The organism is Thioalkalivibrio sp. ALM2T (assembly GCF_000381505.1).
In the GTDB taxonomy this organism is placed as follows: Bacteria; Pseudomonadota; Gammaproteobacteria; order Ectothiorhodospirales; family Ectothiorhodospiraceae; genus Thioalkalivibrio; species Thioalkalivibrio versutus.
This window is the reverse complement of the sequence record NZ_KB906556.1, coordinates 19,723-37,256: the sequence shown is the minus strand read 5'-3', so window position 1 is coordinate 37,256 and position 17,534 is coordinate 19,723. Positions and strand designations below refer to the sequence as shown.

Genomic DNA, 17,534 nt, shown 5'->3' with positions numbered 1-17,534 from the left:
CCACACCCAGCGAGCGAAAAAAATACCGCGCGGATTATGGCACAGGCGGGATCGCCATGCCGCGTCGGCCGTAGAAATCGGCGACGAACTCGCTCAGCGCGCCGGCCGCGATCGCCTCGCGCAAGCCGCGCATCAAATCCTGGTAGTAATGGAGGTTGTGGGTCGTCGCCAGGCGCGAACCGAGGATCTCGTTGCACTTGTCCAGGTGCTTGAGATACGCCCGCGAATAGTTTCGGCAGGTGTAGCACCCACATTCCGGGTCGACCGGACCGGTATCATCGCGGAAGCGCGCATTGCGGATGCGCAGCACGCCCTCGCGGGTATAGAGGAACCCGTTGCGGGCATTGCGGGTCGGCATCACACAGTCGAACATGTCCACGCCGCGTCGTACGGCCTCGACGATATCCTCCGGCCGGCCCACCCCCATCAGGTAACGCGGACGATCCTGCGGCAGCAGCGGCAGGGTGGCATCCAGGGTCTGCAGGCGCTCGTCCTCCGGTTCGCCCACTGACAGCCCACCGATCGCGTAACCGTCAAAGCCGATCGCCTGTAGCCCCTCGGCCGACTCCCGCCGCAGATCCGGGTACATCCCGCCCTGCACGATGCCGAACAGCGCGGCCGGATTGTCACCGTGTGCCGTGCGTGAACGCGCCGCCCAGCGCAGTGACAGCTCCATCGACTGGCGCGCCTCGTCCACCGTGGCCGGGTATGGCGTGCACTCGTCGAAGATCATCACGATGTCCGAGCCCAGCTCGCGCTGCACCTGCATCGAGGACTCCGGCGTCATCAGCACCTTCGAGCCATCCACCGGTGACTGGAAACGCACACCCTCCTCGCTGATCTTGCGCATCTCCGCGAGCGAGAAGACCTGGAATCCGCCGGAATCGGTCAGGATCGGGCCCTCCCAATGCATGAAGTCGTGCAGATCGCCATGCGCCTGGATCACCTCGGTGCCCGGGCGCAGCATCAGGTGGAAAGTGTTACCGAGGATGATCTCCGCGCCCAGCTCGCGCAGCTCCTCCGGCGTCATCGCCTTGACCGTGCCGTAGGTTCCCACCGGCATGAAGGTCGGTGTCTCCACCGTCCCGCGCGGGAAGTGCAGACGGCCGCGGCGCGCCGCGCCATCGGCGGCCAGATTCTCAAACTCCATCGGACTCTCCCGCGGCGGTGGTCACACTCGGGGGCAGATCATCGCCCCGCCCCGGCGCCAGCCACATCGCGTCGCCGTAACTGAAAAACCGGTAGCGCTGCGCCACCGCGTGGGCATACGCATCCAGGATCCGGCGATAGCCGGCAAATGCCGCCACCAACATCAACAGCGTGCTCTGCGGCAAATGAAAATTGGTCACCATCCGATCCACCACCCGAAATCGATCCCCCGGCTGGATAAACAGCCGCGTCTCGCCCTGGAACGGCGCCAGCTCGCCCCCGGCGGCCGCAGTCTCCAGCGAACGTACGCACGTCGTACCCACCGCGACCACGCGTCCGCCGTGTGCCTTGCAGGCCGCCACCGCCGCACAGGCCTCGGGCGACACCTCCAGCCACTCCGCGTGCATTTCGTGCGCGGAGGTGTCCTCGACCTTCACCGGCTGAAACGTCCCTGCCCCCACGTGGAGGGTGACCGTCGCGGTCTCCACCCCAGCCTCCCGCAGGCGCCCGAGCAGGGCATCATCGAAATGCAGGCCAGCGGTGGGTGCGGCGACCGCGCCCTCGCGCGCCGCGAACACCGTTTGGTAGCGATCGGCATCATGCGCCTCGTCGGCGCGTTCGATATAGGGCGGCAGGGGGATGTGCCCATGCTCGCGCAACAACGCGAGCACATCGTCGGCATCGACCAGGGCCAGGCGGAAGAACGGGCCCTCGCGGCCAGTCACTTCCACGGTGAAGGCATCCGCCAGGCGTAGTCGGGCCCCGACCTTCGGCGCCCGGCTGGCGCGGACCATCGCAAGCACTTGGCCGGGCGACTCGATTCGTTCGACCAGAACCTCCACCTGCCCCCCGCTCTCCTTGCGCCCGAAGACACGCGCCGGAATCACCCGGGTATCGTTTAGCACCAGCAGGTCACCCGGCCGCAGAAGATCCTCGATCTCTGCAAAGCGAGCGTCCCGCGGTCGCTCTCCCTCCAGGACCAGCAGGCGTGAGCCCGCGCGGTCCGGCAGCGGGTACTGAGCAATCAGCTCCGGCGGGAGCTCGTATTCGAAGTCGGCAACACGCATGGCGCGCGATCCTACCACGCACCACTCGACGCGGCGCGGAGTGCCGAAGATCGCTCTGCCCCGTTTGTGCCGCAGCGAACCTGCGCTACACTACCGCCCCACCAGCCGGGATGGCGGAACTGGTAGACGCGCCGGATTCAAAATCCGGTTCTGGCAACAGAGTGCGAGTTCGATTCTCGCTCCCGGCACCAATTTTTTTCGGGCCCGCCGCCAGGCCCAAACCCCAGGGACGCATTCAATGATGCCCCCCCTGGCACCAGGCCGGTGTAGCTCAGTTGGTAGAGCATCTGATTTGTAATCAGAGGGTCGCAGGTTCGACTCCTGTCGCCGGCTCCATTAAAACAATACGTTACGAACCCACTCCGACCAGATAATAGCGACTGGTCACGCGATCGTCACACTTGGCCTTTCTGTTCCCAACAGCAGGAGACCCGCGACCGGCACCAGATAAGTAAACCATTACGACGTCAACTCGTTGCGCGAACGTCGGGAGGAAGCGTTGCCCAACCTGGGGCGTATCGTATTCCCGTAATCTCGAAACACGCCATACGCTGCTTACCAGCATGTCCACGGATTCGGCCTCGGATTAATCGAGATAACTGCGTGTCTCTCCAGCAGCACATCATGTCCTGAGCCTACTCCGGAGATGCGTCGCTAGCGCCTCGCTCAGTTCTTGGAACTTCTCCAGACGGCCAAGTCGCTCTTCAATCTCTTTGCGTTCCGCATCCTCAGGAGCTTCGTCGCCATACAGCGCCGCCTCTAAAGCCAGAACCCTAACGACCGCGACATCCATGTCCTCATCGAACCCAGCGGCCTCTGCGAGCCCGACCCATTCTTCGGTCTTGTCCTGCGCCACTTGAGAGGCACGCCCGAGGCAATGACGGATCAATTGCCTCGCTGTTAGATCAATGCTGTCGGCAATCTCAAGCCACTTTTCAGCCTCTGCGCCAGGTTCCGCATCAGCAGCCATGATCCTTGGTGGCCGCGAGTACCGGGGCGTTTCATCGCAAGGATCTAGACTCTCCAGTGCGCGCAGCATCGGTTCGGCATTCTCGAACGGCCGTGTGCCATTTGGAAGCTCGGCGCGATGCCTCCATAAGTCGAGGATTGCGGACGCGCAGCGCTCCTGCTTTGACGTCTTTTCCTCAGGCACGGCGTTCTCAGCATCCTGGATGAGTTCAGCAATGTGATGAGCCATCCACCTACCGAGCGTGTCGCCCCCCTCATCAAGGCCCATTTCGTCGACGAGCTTCTTTCCTAGATCTAGAACAGCCTTAGATTGTGAGGACACTGCCGTCACCTCGAATCAGGAATAACTTCGCACTGGGTGGCACATATTCGAGCCCCCCCTCTTCACTGCGGGAATATCGAGAACAGCGCGGACGGCGGCCTACTTGGACCTCCACCAAAAGATCAGTTTCAAGGTCCCTAAGAAAGCGCTGAATGAAGGAGATGGAGGCTTCGAGTCGCTCACCACCCTCATACTCATCGTCGTCATCCCGATCCCGAAAGCCTCCCCACACTCGGGACCAGAGAACCGGCTCGCACCGATCCTCGATTGCGGCGCTCCAAACTCGCCACTCTGGATCTGAACTGAGCCCCATCGATTCCTCCACGAATTGGGCTGGCCGGATGGGAGGGAACTGAATATCACCAGCCCAGGGGTCTAGTCTGTCAATGCCGATCTCATTCGCCTCCTGCAAGACCCATCCCCTGAGCCGGAATTCCCCTCGGTCGATTTCACCACGACTCCCCGCGTCTGGAATACAGTAGTCGTGAGGACTGGTAGCTGTCTGAAGCGCCCGAAGCAGGGCTTGCGAACAGTCCGCAGAGACCAAGGCGCTCCTGATTTGAACGGCCTCCCGGCGCTGGCCGGACAGCGCGGTCCAGTGCCCCCATACGGCGACCTTGCCGTCAGAACTGAAGAGCACTTCGTCGAAGTCGTCACTGGATAGAGACCAGCGCCAGCCGTCGGGCGACGTCGCGTCTTTCCAATGTGGCCATTCAAGGGGCGGAGAGTCGCGTCGATCCGCCAACCAATCGCCATCATTTCGGGAAAGATCGTGGCCAGACAGCCAATCTTCGAAATCATCCCATGGATACTCTGGGTCCTCGTGCAGGGGGAACGTCGCTAGCAGGTGACCGGCCACGACCATCATCGCGTGGTAGGACAGATAGAAGCGGAGATCGTCGCTGCGCGGATACGAACCGTGCGAGTGGTGAGTTTCCATATCCTTGAATACTCCCCGGCGCGCGCGCTGATCGTCATCCCAGCGGCCGCTTCCGCTAAAGCCCCAGTTCGCCCGAATCACCTCTCTGGCTCTGCGCTCGATCTCGCCTTGCGAAACGCCGAAACACCTACCCAGTGGTTCGAACCAATATGGTCCCATGTCAATACCGAAGAACCAACGGTCATCATCAGTGCCGTCGTACGAATTAGCCGGACTCCCATGCATTTGTTCGTGGAACTTGGCTTGGACGACAGGGAGAGATGGCTGATTCACCCCAATTAGCTGCTGCCTTTCATCGGCAGATGCCTCCAACTGGCCACTGTCAATAAGCGTCTGTACGGCACGCGCTGCGAATTGTCGTATAAGAATATGCTCCGGTCCGGTTAGCGCGATCTGGGAGAGAAACTCACCATGAGGAGCGATCAGTGCCGGGGTCTCCTTCGACGCTCGGGCGAGGGCGATCAGGAGCCATTGCCTTGCGTGCAGCTCATAGAAGTGCGAGCGCGCATCCACAAATGCTCCGCCACCACCGTTTTCTAACATCCGCATGAGCTGGCTCAGCACATCTGCTCGCCCCAGGGCGCACATACCCCGCACCGAATGCGCTGCTTCCCAGCGAAGGCTCGCTTGAGGTGCGGCGAGTGCAGCCCAGAGATATCCGGCAATGGCTTCTTCAAGATTCCTGGGGGGCACGAGCATTTCTGACCATGGACCGTCGCCGTCGCTCTCTTCCAGTGAGCCGCCCAAGAGGTCGAGACTGAAAGAAAGCGCATCACACGCTTCGGCGTCGGTCAGTTTCGGAGCCAGTAGGCCGACCAGGGTGAACAGGCGGCTGGCCCCGACGATCTCGGTCGCCTCACCGAAAGCTGACAGGACCGTCTCGATTATCTCCGACTCTGTGAGACCCGATACCTTGCAGGCTAATTCAAAGGGGAAGCGCTGACCGTAACGGCTCTTTGTGACCTCCATGCAAAATCGGCTGAACAAGGTTCTGACGAGACACGCGAGTGCCGGCCTAGTAGAAACTCGCCTCTTCCACGAGTCGGGCAGCTGTTCGAAAACACTGCGATAGTCATACAAATCGAAACTGGTGACGCCACCGACGGCCTCAATGAAGCTAGACTCTTGCCCGACTGGGATTCGCCGGCAAACCTCACGAAAGTAGGCATCACGATAATAGGGTGCTCCGCAGCTCCGGTACCGGTCGTAAGAAAGAGCGATGTCAGCGGCGGCAGTCAGATCGACACCGCTGAAGATATCGTCCCATTCTCGTGAACTCTCAGCGTTACTCGTTTTCGGCAAACTGCGACGATCATCGCTGGCCGTCGAACATCTTGATTGTTCTCGGCGTTCGGCGATTCGGATGAAGTTGTCGATGTCTGGAAATCCCAACCCATGGGATTCGCACACGTTCTTGATCGATCGCCACTCTCTCGAGTCCAACTCTTCCAACGTTGCGTAGTGACCAAAAAAGTCGAGAACGGCCTGCTTCTCCGTCGACACGGAGCACATCGCCAAAGCAGTGTCGAGACGGACAGATCGATCCCAATCGGCTCGGAATGGAAGCAGTCCGAGGGCCGTTTGGGGGTGAAGATCACCGCGCTCTTCGAGCGAGTGAATCGCGATCGGCAGGATTCGAGCTGGCCACCCGAAATCACGGTCGCGCCAACGGCTGACAATTGCCATTACGGACGACGGGCAAAGGCCCGCGATGGCCGCAACGGTTGCTTCCCAATCGAAGTACTTGTCTCTAGCCATGTAGGCGTAGATCAATTCGCTGCAGCGTGCGAACCGGTATGCGAGCTCCGGCTGGTTCCCCTTGGGCGTTGCGGAGCGATCTGCAAGGTCGAGCATTGCGGCCCACCTATCAATCACCTCGTCGCCTATCTTGCTCGCCACTTCTACAGCCGCATCAAAGTAGCTCTCGGCTTCGGCTCGGCTGAGTGGAAGGACGGCTCGGGAAAGGCAGATGTACGCCCCACCTATTGCGTCGGCATGGTCTCGCTCACGTTTGACGCGTTCGAACGCGTCACTAGCGTATTTCAGTGCCTCGTCCTCGAGCCCTGCGGCCCGAGTCATCTGTCGCGCGACCTGAGTGAGAGTAGTCGTAGATAGCGGCCTCTCAAGCGAGGTTGCCCACTGATCAAACGCGGTAAACGCCTCGGAAGTGGTGACGCCAGTCGTGCCTAGCATGTCGAACCAAACGCGCGCTATCTCGTTGGCGGTGTGAGGTTTGTTACGGAACCGGCTGGTATTGCCCTGGCCAGCTTCAGCTCGTATTCGCTCGATCGCACCCACCAGCTCGTCCACTGGTACTCGGCCAAGAGTCGCTTCGGCCCAAAGCTGGCTCCAGGGCAGAAGCGACCCAACATCTTCCCTAAACTCCCTTACCTCCTGTGACGACTGGCCATTCGGGTCCTTTTGGAGCCGCTCCTTCAAGTCAGGGTGAGCGAGATCTGCTAGCTCAATGGGCTGATTCGAAAGTGCAGCACGAAGTGTGTAAGCGCGGACCAAACCAAGCCGCCCATGTCCATGGGGAGAGGCAAGCCCCTTCCGCGGTTCCGGCGGCAGATGCTTGTCCAAGACAGAGATCAGGTCCTTCGCACTGGATACCCCCGTCGCAAAGGCAGCTTCGACCAATGCCACAACCGCGTGTAGAACAGTCTCATCATTACCCCAAGCGCTTGGTTCGGCGAGCCTAATGCGCCGATCGAGAGCTAGGCGCAAGGTTCGCTCGATAACCTCCTTTGGTGGATTGCGATGAACACTCCTCATCTCTTGTGTGATCGCCAGCAGGAGGAACACATTGTTACGCGCAGCGAAGGATAGTTCGTCCAGCTCCTTATATCGCGCGTGGTCCACAAGTCGCTTCGCGAGAATGGCACCAGCTTCAAACGATAAACTTCGCGGCCGCCACCTCCGTATGCTGTGAGCCGCCCTGGCAGCGTCATGAATGTTCAGTTCCGCGATCGCGACCTCTGCTATGTCTTCGCTCGAGACTTCCTCATATCCCCTCTCCTCTTCAGAGAGGCGGCTCCAGTTTTGGAGCCACTGATAAGCCATCCGTAACCTGCTACGAGCATCGCCTGAAAGGTCAGCATTCCCGGACATAAGTCCGGCTTCATAGGCATGATGAGATCCTGTCCAACCCGTTCCGAGCAGCCTACGAGAGACGACTTGCTGGATGCTATTGGGCTCGAGAAATACCGCGGCGAGGTCGGTATTCTCTTGAAGCAACGTCTGTTGGCGGTCATCGCCAGCGGTCTCACCGGCGGCCTTCATTGAGAGCTTCGCAGCATCAAGGTAGTGCTTCGAGCGAAGGCTCGCCTTCAGGGCGAACTGGAGCCTCTGCAACTCCACATCACGACGCTCAAGCGCACTATCTTCAGGTAAGCCATCGGACGAGAGGGCCAGTCCAACCAGTTCCGTATACTGTCCTGCCTCCAGCATGAGCTGTGGGAGCACCGAGGCGACGTAGGAGCTATCTGAAGCGTGTGGCCTTAGGCTTTCGACAAAGGTCGCTAGATCCGATGACCTCGGCTTGAATCGTTCCCTAAACCAAGTCTCAGCGGGTTCGTCAAAGAACTGTATGGTCCCATCCGTCACGACTAGAGGGCGTCCAAGATCGAACGCAAAACTCCTGATCGCCGACTCTGGCACGCCTGACATAGATGCGAGAACGGATATCGGGATGAGAGGCCGGAGAACCGCCAGGCCTGTGCAAACCCTGTCGATTTGGTCTCCTTCAATTGAGCCGGCGGCATCGCGCAAGCTTGTGATGGCCTCATCAAGGAGAGTACCAATCGTATCCTCGACGGTGGTCGGGTTAGGTCCCAGCTTGCGTAGAACATCAGTCAGCGGACCTCCCCAGGCCATAGCCAAACCCTGGACACGAGGATTCTGTGAGCTAAGCCTATGAAACTCGTCCACATCGTATTCGTTAGCATCTGGGTAGAAACATCGGAGAAACGTGGCAGTCTCCGCCCGGCTGAATGGCCGTAGCTCAAGGTACTGCACATTTGGAGGCGGTTCGAGCTTATCCCGTCGATGCGATCGACATAACGCGACGAGACGAACGCCTTCCGGTAGCTTTTCTCGGAGCAAATCCCGGACAAACGATCTTCGCTCACCCTCGTCTTCAGCGGCTATCTGGGCGTTGTCGGCAGCATCGACAACGATGCAAAGGATCGCACGTGGGTTCTTCGCCTGGAGTTTTGTGACACTCTGCTGGAGACGATGAAGAAAAGCCCGCAGATAAGCAGACGGATCTGCGGTTGTTGTCGGTATGAGCGGATGGCACAAGCCCCGCGAAGCCAGCTCATTTGCGACCTGCGGGATCACATCCTTGTGGCGGTGACGAAATCCACTCGCACTCCGATACTCCCCATTTCCGTAGCAATCGTAGAGAACACAGAACGACCCCTCTGGGAGGCCCATCCCTATACGCGTGGCGAAGACTGATTTTCCGACACCACCGGCTGCGTGGACGATGATTGGGTGATGGGAGCCATCAGTGATTGCAGACGCAAATTCCTGTTCCTGCTCTCTTGCCACCGCATCCGGCTCGCTCTGGAGTAAGCACGGAGCTGGGAAGAGGTCGTCTTCGTCGACTTTTAAAGAACGGAGGACATCAAGTCTAGTGATAGTAGGATCTTTGGTACTTTCAGAAAGAGCTTTCCTGGTAATCAGCTCCTTTAGTTGAACTGGGGCATCGAGATCGAGGTCTGAGAGATACCCACTCACGCTCTGGAAAAGGATATTACGCTGTTCCCAATATCCGTCCTCGTTGCCTTCAAGACGTAGTAGGCTGCAAAACTCCGACAGCTCCTGTCCGTCGAGGCTTGTGAATTCCTTCAGTTTTTCGGTAATGCTAACGTGGCGAGGAGCTCTCGCATTGGCTGCATCATCAACGGCCTCGCACAACCGCACACTAATAGGACGGTTTGTAAAGAAACGGAATCTTATTTTTCTTAGTATCTCCGCCTTTTCGAATTTCGTGACAAGCTCTCGATACCGGACAGAAAACCCTCTCAGCGTGTTTTCAACGCCACTTGGCGTCCATGCCTCGGATTGGCGATAAGTAGAGTGCTTGACCTGGAAATATTCAACTCGGTCAGCCAGTGATATGTCCTCGCTACCGTAATACTCACCGACATCAATCAACTCTTCCCCAGCTTCAAGGCGACCATCGCTTGAAGATTCCGTTGGTGATGCGCCCTCGATAGAAACAGCGACCAGTCCAGACTGCGAATCGAGCAAAGATAGGCAACGGCGCGCTGCCCATAGGTAGTGAAACTGGTCGCCGTCGCGGCTGGCGCGAACAAGGTCGGAATTAGCCATGGTTTGCCAAATTATGCGCTTGGAGGGAATTGAATGTGTCCAATTGTCGGGGAACGGTTACTGAAGGACCGGCCGATCCGCCCCACTCACCAGACACAGCTCATCATACCGGGACTCGAACGCATCCGAGGTCGGGCCCTACGGGCACTAGGCGCCCTGCCGTCGTCAATGGCCAAACACGCTGACCAGCGTTCCAGTCCCGTGGCAAGAACTCACAATGCCGGGGGAGCAGTCGAGAGTCGAGCCGGATCGTGCAATATGGGCCGTCAACTAGAAGCGGAAGCTCAGATCAACCGCGCTCAAGTGAGCGTAATCAAGCCTTCACCATCCATGACAGGTCCGGGCATGGCCCCGCTGAGCCCATCTTTGACGCGATTTGGAGCCTCCCCGTTTGGCTCCTGCGCGCAGTTCGCGAATGCGACTATGATGATTTACAGGACGGTTTAGACATGAGAGCGCTCGTATGCTTGGAGCCATAGTTGGCGATATGGTCGGGGCGCCCTGGGAGTTCCGGCGTATCACCACGAAAGAGTTCCCGCTGTTCAATGATCGGAACGGGATCACCGACGACAGCATCATGACGGTCGCCGTAGCTGACGCCCTGCTCCATGAGAAAGATCCGGCCGAGGCGATGCGGGAGTGGGCGCGCAAGGTTCGGCCGGCATCGCACTTGGGAGGCTATGGAAAGAAGTTCTTCAGCTGGTTAGCTGCATCGACCGTCCAACCTCCTTACGGGAGCTACGGCAACGGTGGCGCTATGCGGGTGTCTCCGTCCGCATGGCTCGCATCTTCCCTTGATGGATGCCTCGAGTCGGCGCGGAAAGTCACCGAGATCAGCCACGACCATCCCGAGGGGCTCAAAGGTGCACTGGCAACAGCTCATGCCGTCTGGCTGGCTCGCCATGGTGCCGAGCCCGCAGCAATTCGAGCGGCGCTTGAGTCCGAGTATGGCTACGACCTCAGCCTGAACGTCGATGAATTTCGCGCGGTCCATGAGTACAACGAGACCGCGCCAGGGACAGTTCCGCCAGCGATCGTTTGCGCATTGGAATCCGAGAGCTTCGAGGATGCTCTACGCAATGCGGTGTCACTGGGTGGTGACGCAGACACGATCGCCGCGATTGCCGGGGGCGTGGCGGAGCCCCTGCATGGAATCCCGGATGCCATCGTGCGATCCGCATTGCCACATGTTCCTGCCATCATGCGCGAGGTGATCGACGTCTTCCAGGAGACCCGGTAAGGTAGGCTGCACAAAGCGGGCATTGATCATGCTGTGTTCAATCGGGGGGGCGGGGGCGTGTTAAGGCTACTTACAGGACTGATCATCTTTGCGTTTTCTACGCCGGCGTTCGCGGCAACGATTGACGTGCAAATTCGCGAGTCACCACACGGGTTCATGACAATGATCGTGTTGGTCGTGGGCGAGATTGAGCTCGGTGATACTAATGATGTGGAAAGGTCGATCGCTGGCCTACCAGATGACGCCAGACGCGAAGTCGAAGAAGTCCGGTTCGTTCTAGCTTCTTCTGGGGGACACCTATACGAAGCAATGAAGCTAGGCCGGTATGCTCGCTCCTTGGGAGCGGTGGTGGTAGTACCAGCGCCAGCATTCTGTGACAGCGCCTGCGTATTTGTACTTGCTGGTGGCATCCATCGCCATCCAGACGGCGCCATCCGCATTCATCGGCCGTTTTACCCCTCAGAGCCCCACGTTTCCCCGGGCGAAGGCCTACGGCAAACATTACAAGACGTAAGGGGTTATTTCGGGGAGATGAACGTTCCTCCCGACCTAGCCGATGCGATGTTTTCTACACCGCCTGAACAGATTCGCCGCTTGGATGACAACGAGCTTCAGCGGTACAGGCTTAATCAAACTGATTTCGTGTATCAGGAAGAAAGGGATCTCGAGATGGCGAGGAACCTCGGTATCTCACGGATGGAGTATCTGGCTATTAGACGTGATCTGCATGACCGCTGCGGCGCCTACACCAGACGTCCGCAGGAATTACAGGTGTGCGTTAGAGACCTACTTGACGACGTAATGAGCAGATGACGTCATCATCCAGTAGTTGTGAACACGCTCGCTAAAGGACTGCAGCGATGGATCAGCCCACCCAAGTCGCTAATTCAACACGACCGGTAAACCTAGGCAGGAGTGTCGAGGCTGACGCTCGATCAGCTGTTGAGCCGCCCTATCCACAGCGGGCTTCAGGTAGCTACGACGGCGATGGGATCCCCAATCAGTCTAGGCTTGAAATTTTTACAGTCCCCATACGCGCGCGCACGCGCGCGTATGGGTGCGAAACTCCTAGGTCGCTGCCGTTCGGTGATCCCCCGGCATTATGCCGCGCGTCACCGCGCGCCGGTAAGGGCTCAAGAAACTCTGCCTATTTGCCCGCCGGTAATCCCCACCCGCCTACCTAGATGCCGTTGGGGTTCAGACTTCGTCCTAGGCGCCCGTTGCGCCCGTTTTCGACTACGAGGGCTAATGGCCGTCAGAATGTTGAAGCTAGAGCCCATGGTTTCCCATTTGTTCCTTACTCTATGAAGCCGGCCGTAGACATTTCGTCGATGATTGTTCTAGCTAAGCTTCTGGCAAATACAGGGTTCGTCACGTTCGCCATTCCCGACGCTGATGTACTGGCATCCATGACAAACGCTGTTCCTTTCGTATCCATGTCGAATAGCCGCAAGGAATAGCCTTGCTGCCGGCTGAATGAACGCATGGGGATGGAGCTTGACCTCCCGTAAACAGTATTACCGTAAACAGTCGCGGAACCAAACTGTTGAGAGCCTATGTATTGGCTATCTGACTCCCCTTCACCTATCCCTACGACAAGCCACCCATCAATTTCATGGTCCTCGATCGCCTGAAATATCTGCGCCTCGGTGTATTCTCGTGTAGGAGGTAACAATTCGTCCCTTGTTGCGCAGGATACCGCTTTCTCGCTCAATCCCTTGCAGAGCTCGTCGGTTACCAGCTTTCTGAATTCAAAATCCGCATTGGGCATATCAATCATGATCTTTGAATAGCTCTTGCCCTGGTGGTCTGGATCAACGTGCGTCTCGGTATTGGTAGTCGCGCAACCGGTCATTATCAACGCAAATAACACAAGAGCAATTAACTTCATCTGATGTTGCCTCTTATTTTGATTGGGGCGCTGACGCACCAAGAAGGTTTGGAAATCCACAGGGGCAACGAATCAGCGCTCACCTGCGTCGAAGTTGCAGTGCCGAAGCAGCCTGGTACCGAACGATCTGCTTGAGAAGCCCAAGCCCCCACAGGAGCCACTGCGTACGACGCCACTCGTCTTCCTGGAGGCCAATGGAACGCAGAGACCTCTTTCGCTGTTCCGCCAAATGCGATCTTGAACGAACGCCCCCTCAATTAGCTCAGCTCATATGGGAATCAGCGGGGCGAAACGTCCCCTAGGAAGGATCGAACTGTGTTCCGCAGCCAGGAAAGGCACTGCTGCCCTGATGTTCTCGGGCCCCTACGGCTGAGTGAGACCGCGTTGGCCCCACTGGTAATGGAAGCCTACTTGCAAGGCATTGGCGTCCGCAAGCGTGTCAATCCGAGCTCATCGGCACCAAGAGGGCATCCAGAGATCCATGGACGCGCTGGAGGCTTCTCCTTGACTTAGGGCTCTCGCCCGTTAAGGCCACTTTCGGAGAAGCCCCACACAGCCCCCCTGGTGGTAGATTAGTAGGTGTACACATACGGGGTACGAAAGCGGACGACTTGCCTGTGACTGGTACACATACGGGGTAATTCGCACCCTTTTTTGAATCGGTCGCTGCTTGCCCGGTACACATATGGGGCACAGTGGTACCCATGCGGGGCACAAGATCTAATTTCATTCCCCGTCCTTCCAGGTTCCGGCTGCCACCTTGGTCGGCCCCACGTCGAGCTTTGTAAAGCCCGTCCGCCTGTCCTTGCACTCGTCGATATTCTCCCATGTGACTGCGAACAACGAACAAGCGTTGCGCCCGCCCTGCCGTGTCCGAAGAATGAATCCGGCACTCTCCAACTCCTGGATCGCACGATGCAGTGTTCCCTTGGAATGCCAGCCGCGTTTGGACATGCAAGACCAAGCTGCCTGAAGGTCCCCGTTGTTTCTTCCGTTGTACTGTGCGCAGATGTCCACCAACAACTTGACCCCCCATGAACTCAGGGCTGCGTACTTCTGCGTCTTCAGGACAGCGTGCGGGAACGCTGCGAAAGAACCTCCGGACCTTCGACCCTTAGCATTTCCTTGCGTGCGAGCCATGCATCACCGTCCTCTGGGTAGCCATACCCGCCAGGCCGGCACTTCCAAGAGGGCCCCGTTTGGATGCCGAACCCTCGAACGCTTGCCATCTCTGTTCAAGAGCATGAACCGCACGTCGTCGGCCAAGTCCAGCACCACTAGGGCTCCTTGAGTGTAAGCGCAGGTAAGCGGAGCCGAGTCCATGTCTCGGTCTCCCCCAATGTCCTCAGCCCCGTTGTCCTCTGCCAAGAACTTGTGGCTTCCTCGACCGGTCCTCATACCGATCGCTCCGCGACGGGCATCTGCGTCCGCTGCTCAAGCCACGCATCTAGATCGCCACGTCGATAGATCACGCGCCGGCCCGCTTTAACCCAAGGCGGCCCTTTACGCATGTTGCGCCAACGAATCAGTGTTCGCGGAGACAGCCGCAGGTACTCCGCGGCCTGTTCGGGCGTGAGGTTAGGTTGTTTCGTCATTGCTCTGGCCTCGTGTTTCAGTTCGAAGCCAGATTCACCGCCGGCGGCGGCTTTAGAATAGATCCAATGGCGCCACTATTTCGTTACAAATGGGTCTACCGTTACCGTAAACTGCACCACTATGCGGAAACAATGGGTACACTTTTCTATTTCACAGGCCGCCCACGCCTCTCTATTTCTCAGGCCGCCCACGCCTCGCCCACTTTGGACGAATGAACGTTGCGCCAGACTGAGCCTGCTTCTGACTCAAACCTTTTCCCTTGAGCCATGCCACCACCTCGGCATTACGTGGGTGCGTGCCTGCTTTGTCGACTTCGGCCGTACACCAGAACTGCCTGCTTGCTTCGACTAGTAATCGGAGATCCTCTGAAGCGCAATCAGGAATTATCTCCTGATCGGAGGATGTCTCACTGTCGTTTACCGCGATCTCATGTTGGCTCTCGAATCGATCACGCTCCTTTCGAGTCACCAGCAGATCCTCGGGCATCACCCACGCTATGGGTGGATTTCCATCGGGTCCCAGGTACCAATAGTCATCCCCCCCAATCCACCAAGGCTCCCCTTCATCAACACATATGAAGCGGTATGCGTTCCCGTCTTCCTGGCGGAGCTTCTCTATCAATTCAGCAAGAGCTTCCGCATCGGTATATTCTTGGTCCGGCTCATAAAGCTCAGTTGGCTTCACACCTCCGTCTTTAGCCAGAACTCCAATATCTTTGCCGGAGATGCCATATAGCCCTGTAAACCCATCGGGCCTTCTAGACTTTTCGACAGTTGCATCTTCTCCCGAGGAATTTGTCTGAAACTCGAACTGGGTGCCTGCCACCTTGCGCAATTTGGCGCAGACCTGAAGCTTGCTGGTCTCTGCGAAGTGAACCAATTCTTCGATCGGACACCCCCATCTCTCGGATATTTCCTGGACCGAAAACCAATCTTTCTCGGGTAGGCCGTTGCCAGACACCTCGTGTTGAGCCATGCTGAAACTCCCCTGCTTCACTCTACTGTGGGCGCCAGTGCGGCCAATTGCAGCCCTGCCGAGTCGCCCTCATTCCTGGGCGACCAGCATCGCCACAACATTGCAGGCGTCCCGTGTTCCCTCAGCGATACGCAGCAACCGCCGCTCCCAAGCTTCCATCGCAGTCCGTTTCTCCAAGTCATACCGGTGCAGGTCATAGACTGCGGCGATGCCTGTACGGACGTGTCCGATCGTTTGCTCGGCAACCGTCTCGGACACTCCTTCGGCCGCAAGGCCGGTGCGCATAGTCCTACGCAGGTCATGCGGTCGCCAACGGGAAGAGCCCTCCATGCCGAGGTCATCAGCGCAACGCAAAACAGCCTTACTGATAGCCGAGACACCCGGTGCGTGGTCGCCCCTTACGCCGAAGACGTACGTACGACCTCCGGTGTGCTCCCTAGCTTGATCGAGCAAGCTCTGCGCAATATCAGTCAACGGAACCGTATGCGCGCTGCCGGTTTTACCCCGACGTTCCGACGGTATCGTCCACAGGTCACCACGTATTTCATCCCAGGTCATGCTCGCGACTTCCCCGGGCCGTTGACCGGTCGCCAGGATCATCTTCAACGCCAGCAGAATCAGGGGGTGCATGCTCTCAGGCGGTGTCTCCCGGTTCCATAGAGCGGCGATCTCAGTCTCGGACAGGATCCGGTCGCGGCGCTTGGGACTCAAGCGCGCGGAAATGTTGGCCGGCTTGATCCCAGCTGATACGTCGATCTCAACCAGGCCTCGATCCTCTGCCCAACTGAATAGCTGCTTGACGTAACCCAGGGTCAGCGCCGCAGTGCGGCCGTGCCGGACTGCAATGTCCTCAACAGCCTCGATGATGTGATGCTTGCGAACGGCACTTAATTTGTGCGCGCCGAGGGCGGGCTTCAAGTGCCGCTCGATGATGGCGCGAATGCTCGCGTAGGAGGCCCTATCCTGCTTGGTCTGGAGAAAGCGATCCGCCGCTTCTCCCAAGGTCACCTCGCCGCGGACCTCTCGGCGCTGTTGAAGGATGTCCGTCCCGGTATCGACCTTCCGGCGCAGGACCTGTGCCTCTTTGCGGGCAGCGGCGAGGGTCCAGGTTCCGGCCTCTCCGATCGTCAATAGCCGGTCCTTCCCTTCCTTGGACTTGTACCGCAGGACAAACACACGACGACCCGCGCTGGTAACCCGAACACCAAACCCACGAGGGGCGTCCTTGTGATCATCGAAGACGTGCCGGCGGCCCTTCTCCGGTGTTTCCAGCTTGGCGATGACCGCTTCAGTCAGATGTGCCATTAACGAAACCTCTCTTTGCCTGCGAACGGAAAGGTCGTCACACCCTCGTTCACACCTATAGAGGTTACATCTTGGCACATCCTGTCACTTGGTGTCACCAATGATTAATTCGTTTACATGGACTTACGCTTTCTCTCCGCGTGTGACCAACGCTTAAAATTTTCTAGTCTTCTGATTTGTAATCAGAGGGTCGCAGGTTCGACTCCTGTCGCCGGCTCCATATTTTCAATGTGTTACAACAAACCCCGTCAAACCGAGTTTCCGCTGTGTGCCACTTTTGTGACACTTCGCCTTTGCCCTACCCCTCGTAGCCTCGATTCCCATCCGCACTCCCCGAAGATCTATGCCTCCGATGCCTACTAATGCGCGGAAACCACGAACCGCAACCAGACTGGATGCGGTCCTTTGGTGAGGCAAGATTCGGCCTCGTGCTGCAGGATGGCGACCTTGTCAGCCAGGTCCAGTTGGCTCTCGGTTGTCAGCGCACTCCAACCGCACACGGGACAACGTAATTCGATGGGCCCTGCGAAGCGGTTTGGCAGGATCTGCATGGGAATCCGGCACGGACCACGCATCAAGCGTCTATATCTCGACCCCATCCCTCCCATATCGGGAAATGGCCCCACGAAAATGTCCTGGGTCTTGGTCATACCAAGCTCCGCTCGTTACCAGATGGAGCTTCGATACTGGCCGCAAGCTTGCGGGGCCGCGAATCCACCTCAATCAGTCTTGGACGATCC

The 17,534-nt window shown here is 58.3% G+C and carries 9 protein-coding genes and 2 tRNA genes; 3 read left to right on the top strand and 8 right to left on the bottom strand.

Annotated features, from left to right (window positions below):
* Nucleotides 1-34: 34 nt before the first annotated feature.
* Nucleotides 35-1,150 (bottom strand): tRNA guanosine(34) transglycosylase Tgt, encoded by a 1,116-nt coding sequence (tgt, locus tag F816_RS0100135; RefSeq protein WP_019593016.1) that lies wholly within the window; start codon nucleotides 1,148-1,150, stop codon nucleotides 35-37.
* On the bottom strand, nucleotides 1,140-2,216 hold the full coding sequence (queA, locus tag F816_RS0100130; RefSeq protein ID WP_019593015.1) for a tRNA preQ1(34) S-adenosylmethionine ribosyltransferase-isomerase QueA: 1,077 nt from the start codon (nucleotides 2,214-2,216) through the stop codon (nucleotides 1,140-1,142). The genes tgt and queA overlap by 11 nt, the downstream gene beginning before the upstream one ends.
* A gap of 104 nt (nucleotides 2,217-2,320) precedes the next feature.
* Here queA and F816_RS0100125 point away from each other — a divergent pair.
* A tRNA-Leu gene (locus tag F816_RS0100125) sits at nucleotides 2,321-2,407 on the top strand.
* A gap of 69 nt (nucleotides 2,408-2,476) precedes the next feature.
* A tRNA-Thr gene (locus F816_RS0100120) sits at nucleotides 2,477-2,552 on the top strand.
* 286 nt (nucleotides 2,553-2,838) lie between these two features.
* On the opposite strand, the gene avs3b is transcribed toward F816_RS0100120, so the two are convergent.
* Together avs3b and avs3a are read right to left on the bottom strand one after the other, a co-directional pair.
* On the bottom strand, nucleotides 2,839-3,507 hold the full coding sequence (gene avs3b / locus F816_RS0100115; RefSeq protein ID WP_026333067.1) for an AVAST type 3 anti-phage proein Avs3b: 669 nt from the start codon (nucleotides 3,505-3,507) through the stop codon (nucleotides 2,839-2,841).
* Nucleotides 3,491-9,787, bottom strand: a complete 6,297-nt coding sequence (gene avs3a / locus F816_RS0100110) for an AVAST type 3 anti-phage nuclease/ATPase Avs3a (protein ID WP_038085120.1) — start codon at nucleotides 9,785-9,787, stop codon at nucleotides 3,491-3,493. The genes avs3b and avs3a overlap by 17 nt, the downstream gene beginning before the upstream one ends.
* 463 nt (nucleotides 9,788-10,250) lie before the next feature.
* Here avs3a and F816_RS0100105 point away from each other — a divergent pair, with 463 nt between their 5' ends.
* Entirely contained in the window at nucleotides 10,251-11,027 is a 777-nt protein-coding gene (locus F816_RS0100105; protein WP_019593012.1) for an ADP-ribosylglycohydrolase family protein, read from the top strand.
* Between the two features lie 1,297 nt (nucleotides 11,028-12,324).
* On the opposite strand, the gene F816_RS0100095 is transcribed toward F816_RS0100105, so the two are convergent.
* The 4 genes from F816_RS0100095 to F816_RS0100085 form a co-directional block, all read right to left on the bottom strand.
* Nucleotides 12,325-12,918: a hypothetical protein gene (locus F816_RS0100095; protein WP_019593010.1), complete on the bottom strand. Its 594-nt coding sequence runs from the start codon at nucleotides 12,916-12,918 to the stop codon at nucleotides 12,325-12,327.
* A gap of 1,394 nt (nucleotides 12,919-14,312) precedes the next feature.
* Nucleotides 14,313-14,513, bottom strand: coding sequence for a helix-turn-helix domain-containing protein (locus F816_RS14215; protein ID WP_019593009.1), 201 nt, complete (start codon nucleotides 14,511-14,513; stop codon nucleotides 14,313-14,315).
* A gap of 172 nt (nucleotides 14,514-14,685) precedes the next feature.
* Nucleotides 14,686-15,489 carry a hypothetical protein gene (locus tag F816_RS14785; protein WP_155998460.1) on the bottom strand — a complete coding sequence of 268 codons (804 nt, stop codon included), beginning with the start codon at nucleotides 15,487-15,489 and terminating at the stop codon, nucleotides 14,686-14,688.
* 69 nt (nucleotides 15,490-15,558) lie between these two features.
* Nucleotides 15,559-16,794, bottom strand: coding sequence for a site-specific integrase (locus tag F816_RS0100085; protein WP_019593007.1), 1,236 nt, complete (start codon nucleotides 16,792-16,794; stop codon nucleotides 15,559-15,561).
* Nucleotides 16,795-17,534: the final 740 nt, after the last annotated feature.

Bases quoted from the DNA above. Each gene is read 5' to 3' on its own strand.
- tgt (WP_019593016.1), bottom strand. From the start codon at position 1,150: ATGGAGTTTGAGAATCTGGCCGCCGATGGCGCGGCGCGCCGCGGCCGT.
- queA (WP_019593015.1), bottom strand. From the start codon at position 2,216: ATGCGTGTTGCCGACTTCGAATACGAGCTCCCGCCGGAGCTGATTGCT.
- avs3a (WP_038085120.1), bottom strand. From the start codon at position 9,787: ATGGCTAATTCCGACCTTGTTCGCGCCAGCCGCGACGGCGACCAGTTT.
- F816_RS0100105 (WP_019593012.1), top strand. From the start codon at position 10,251: ATGCTTGGAGCCATAGTTGGCGATATGGTCGGGGCGCCCTGGGAGTTC.
- F816_RS0100095 (WP_019593010.1), bottom strand. From the start codon at position 12,918: ATGAAGTTAATTGCTCTTGTGTTATTTGCGTTGATAATGACCGGTTGC.
- F816_RS14215 (WP_019593009.1), bottom strand. From the start codon at position 14,513: ATGACGAAACAACCTAACCTCACGCCCGAACAGGCCGCGGAGTACCTG.
- F816_RS14785 (WP_155998460.1), bottom strand. From the start codon at position 15,489: ATGGCTCAACACGAGGTGTCTGGCAACGGCCTACCCGAGAAAGATTGG.
- F816_RS0100085 (WP_019593007.1), bottom strand. From the start codon at position 16,794: ATGGCACATCTGACTGAAGCGGTCATCGCCAAGCTGGAAACACCGGAG.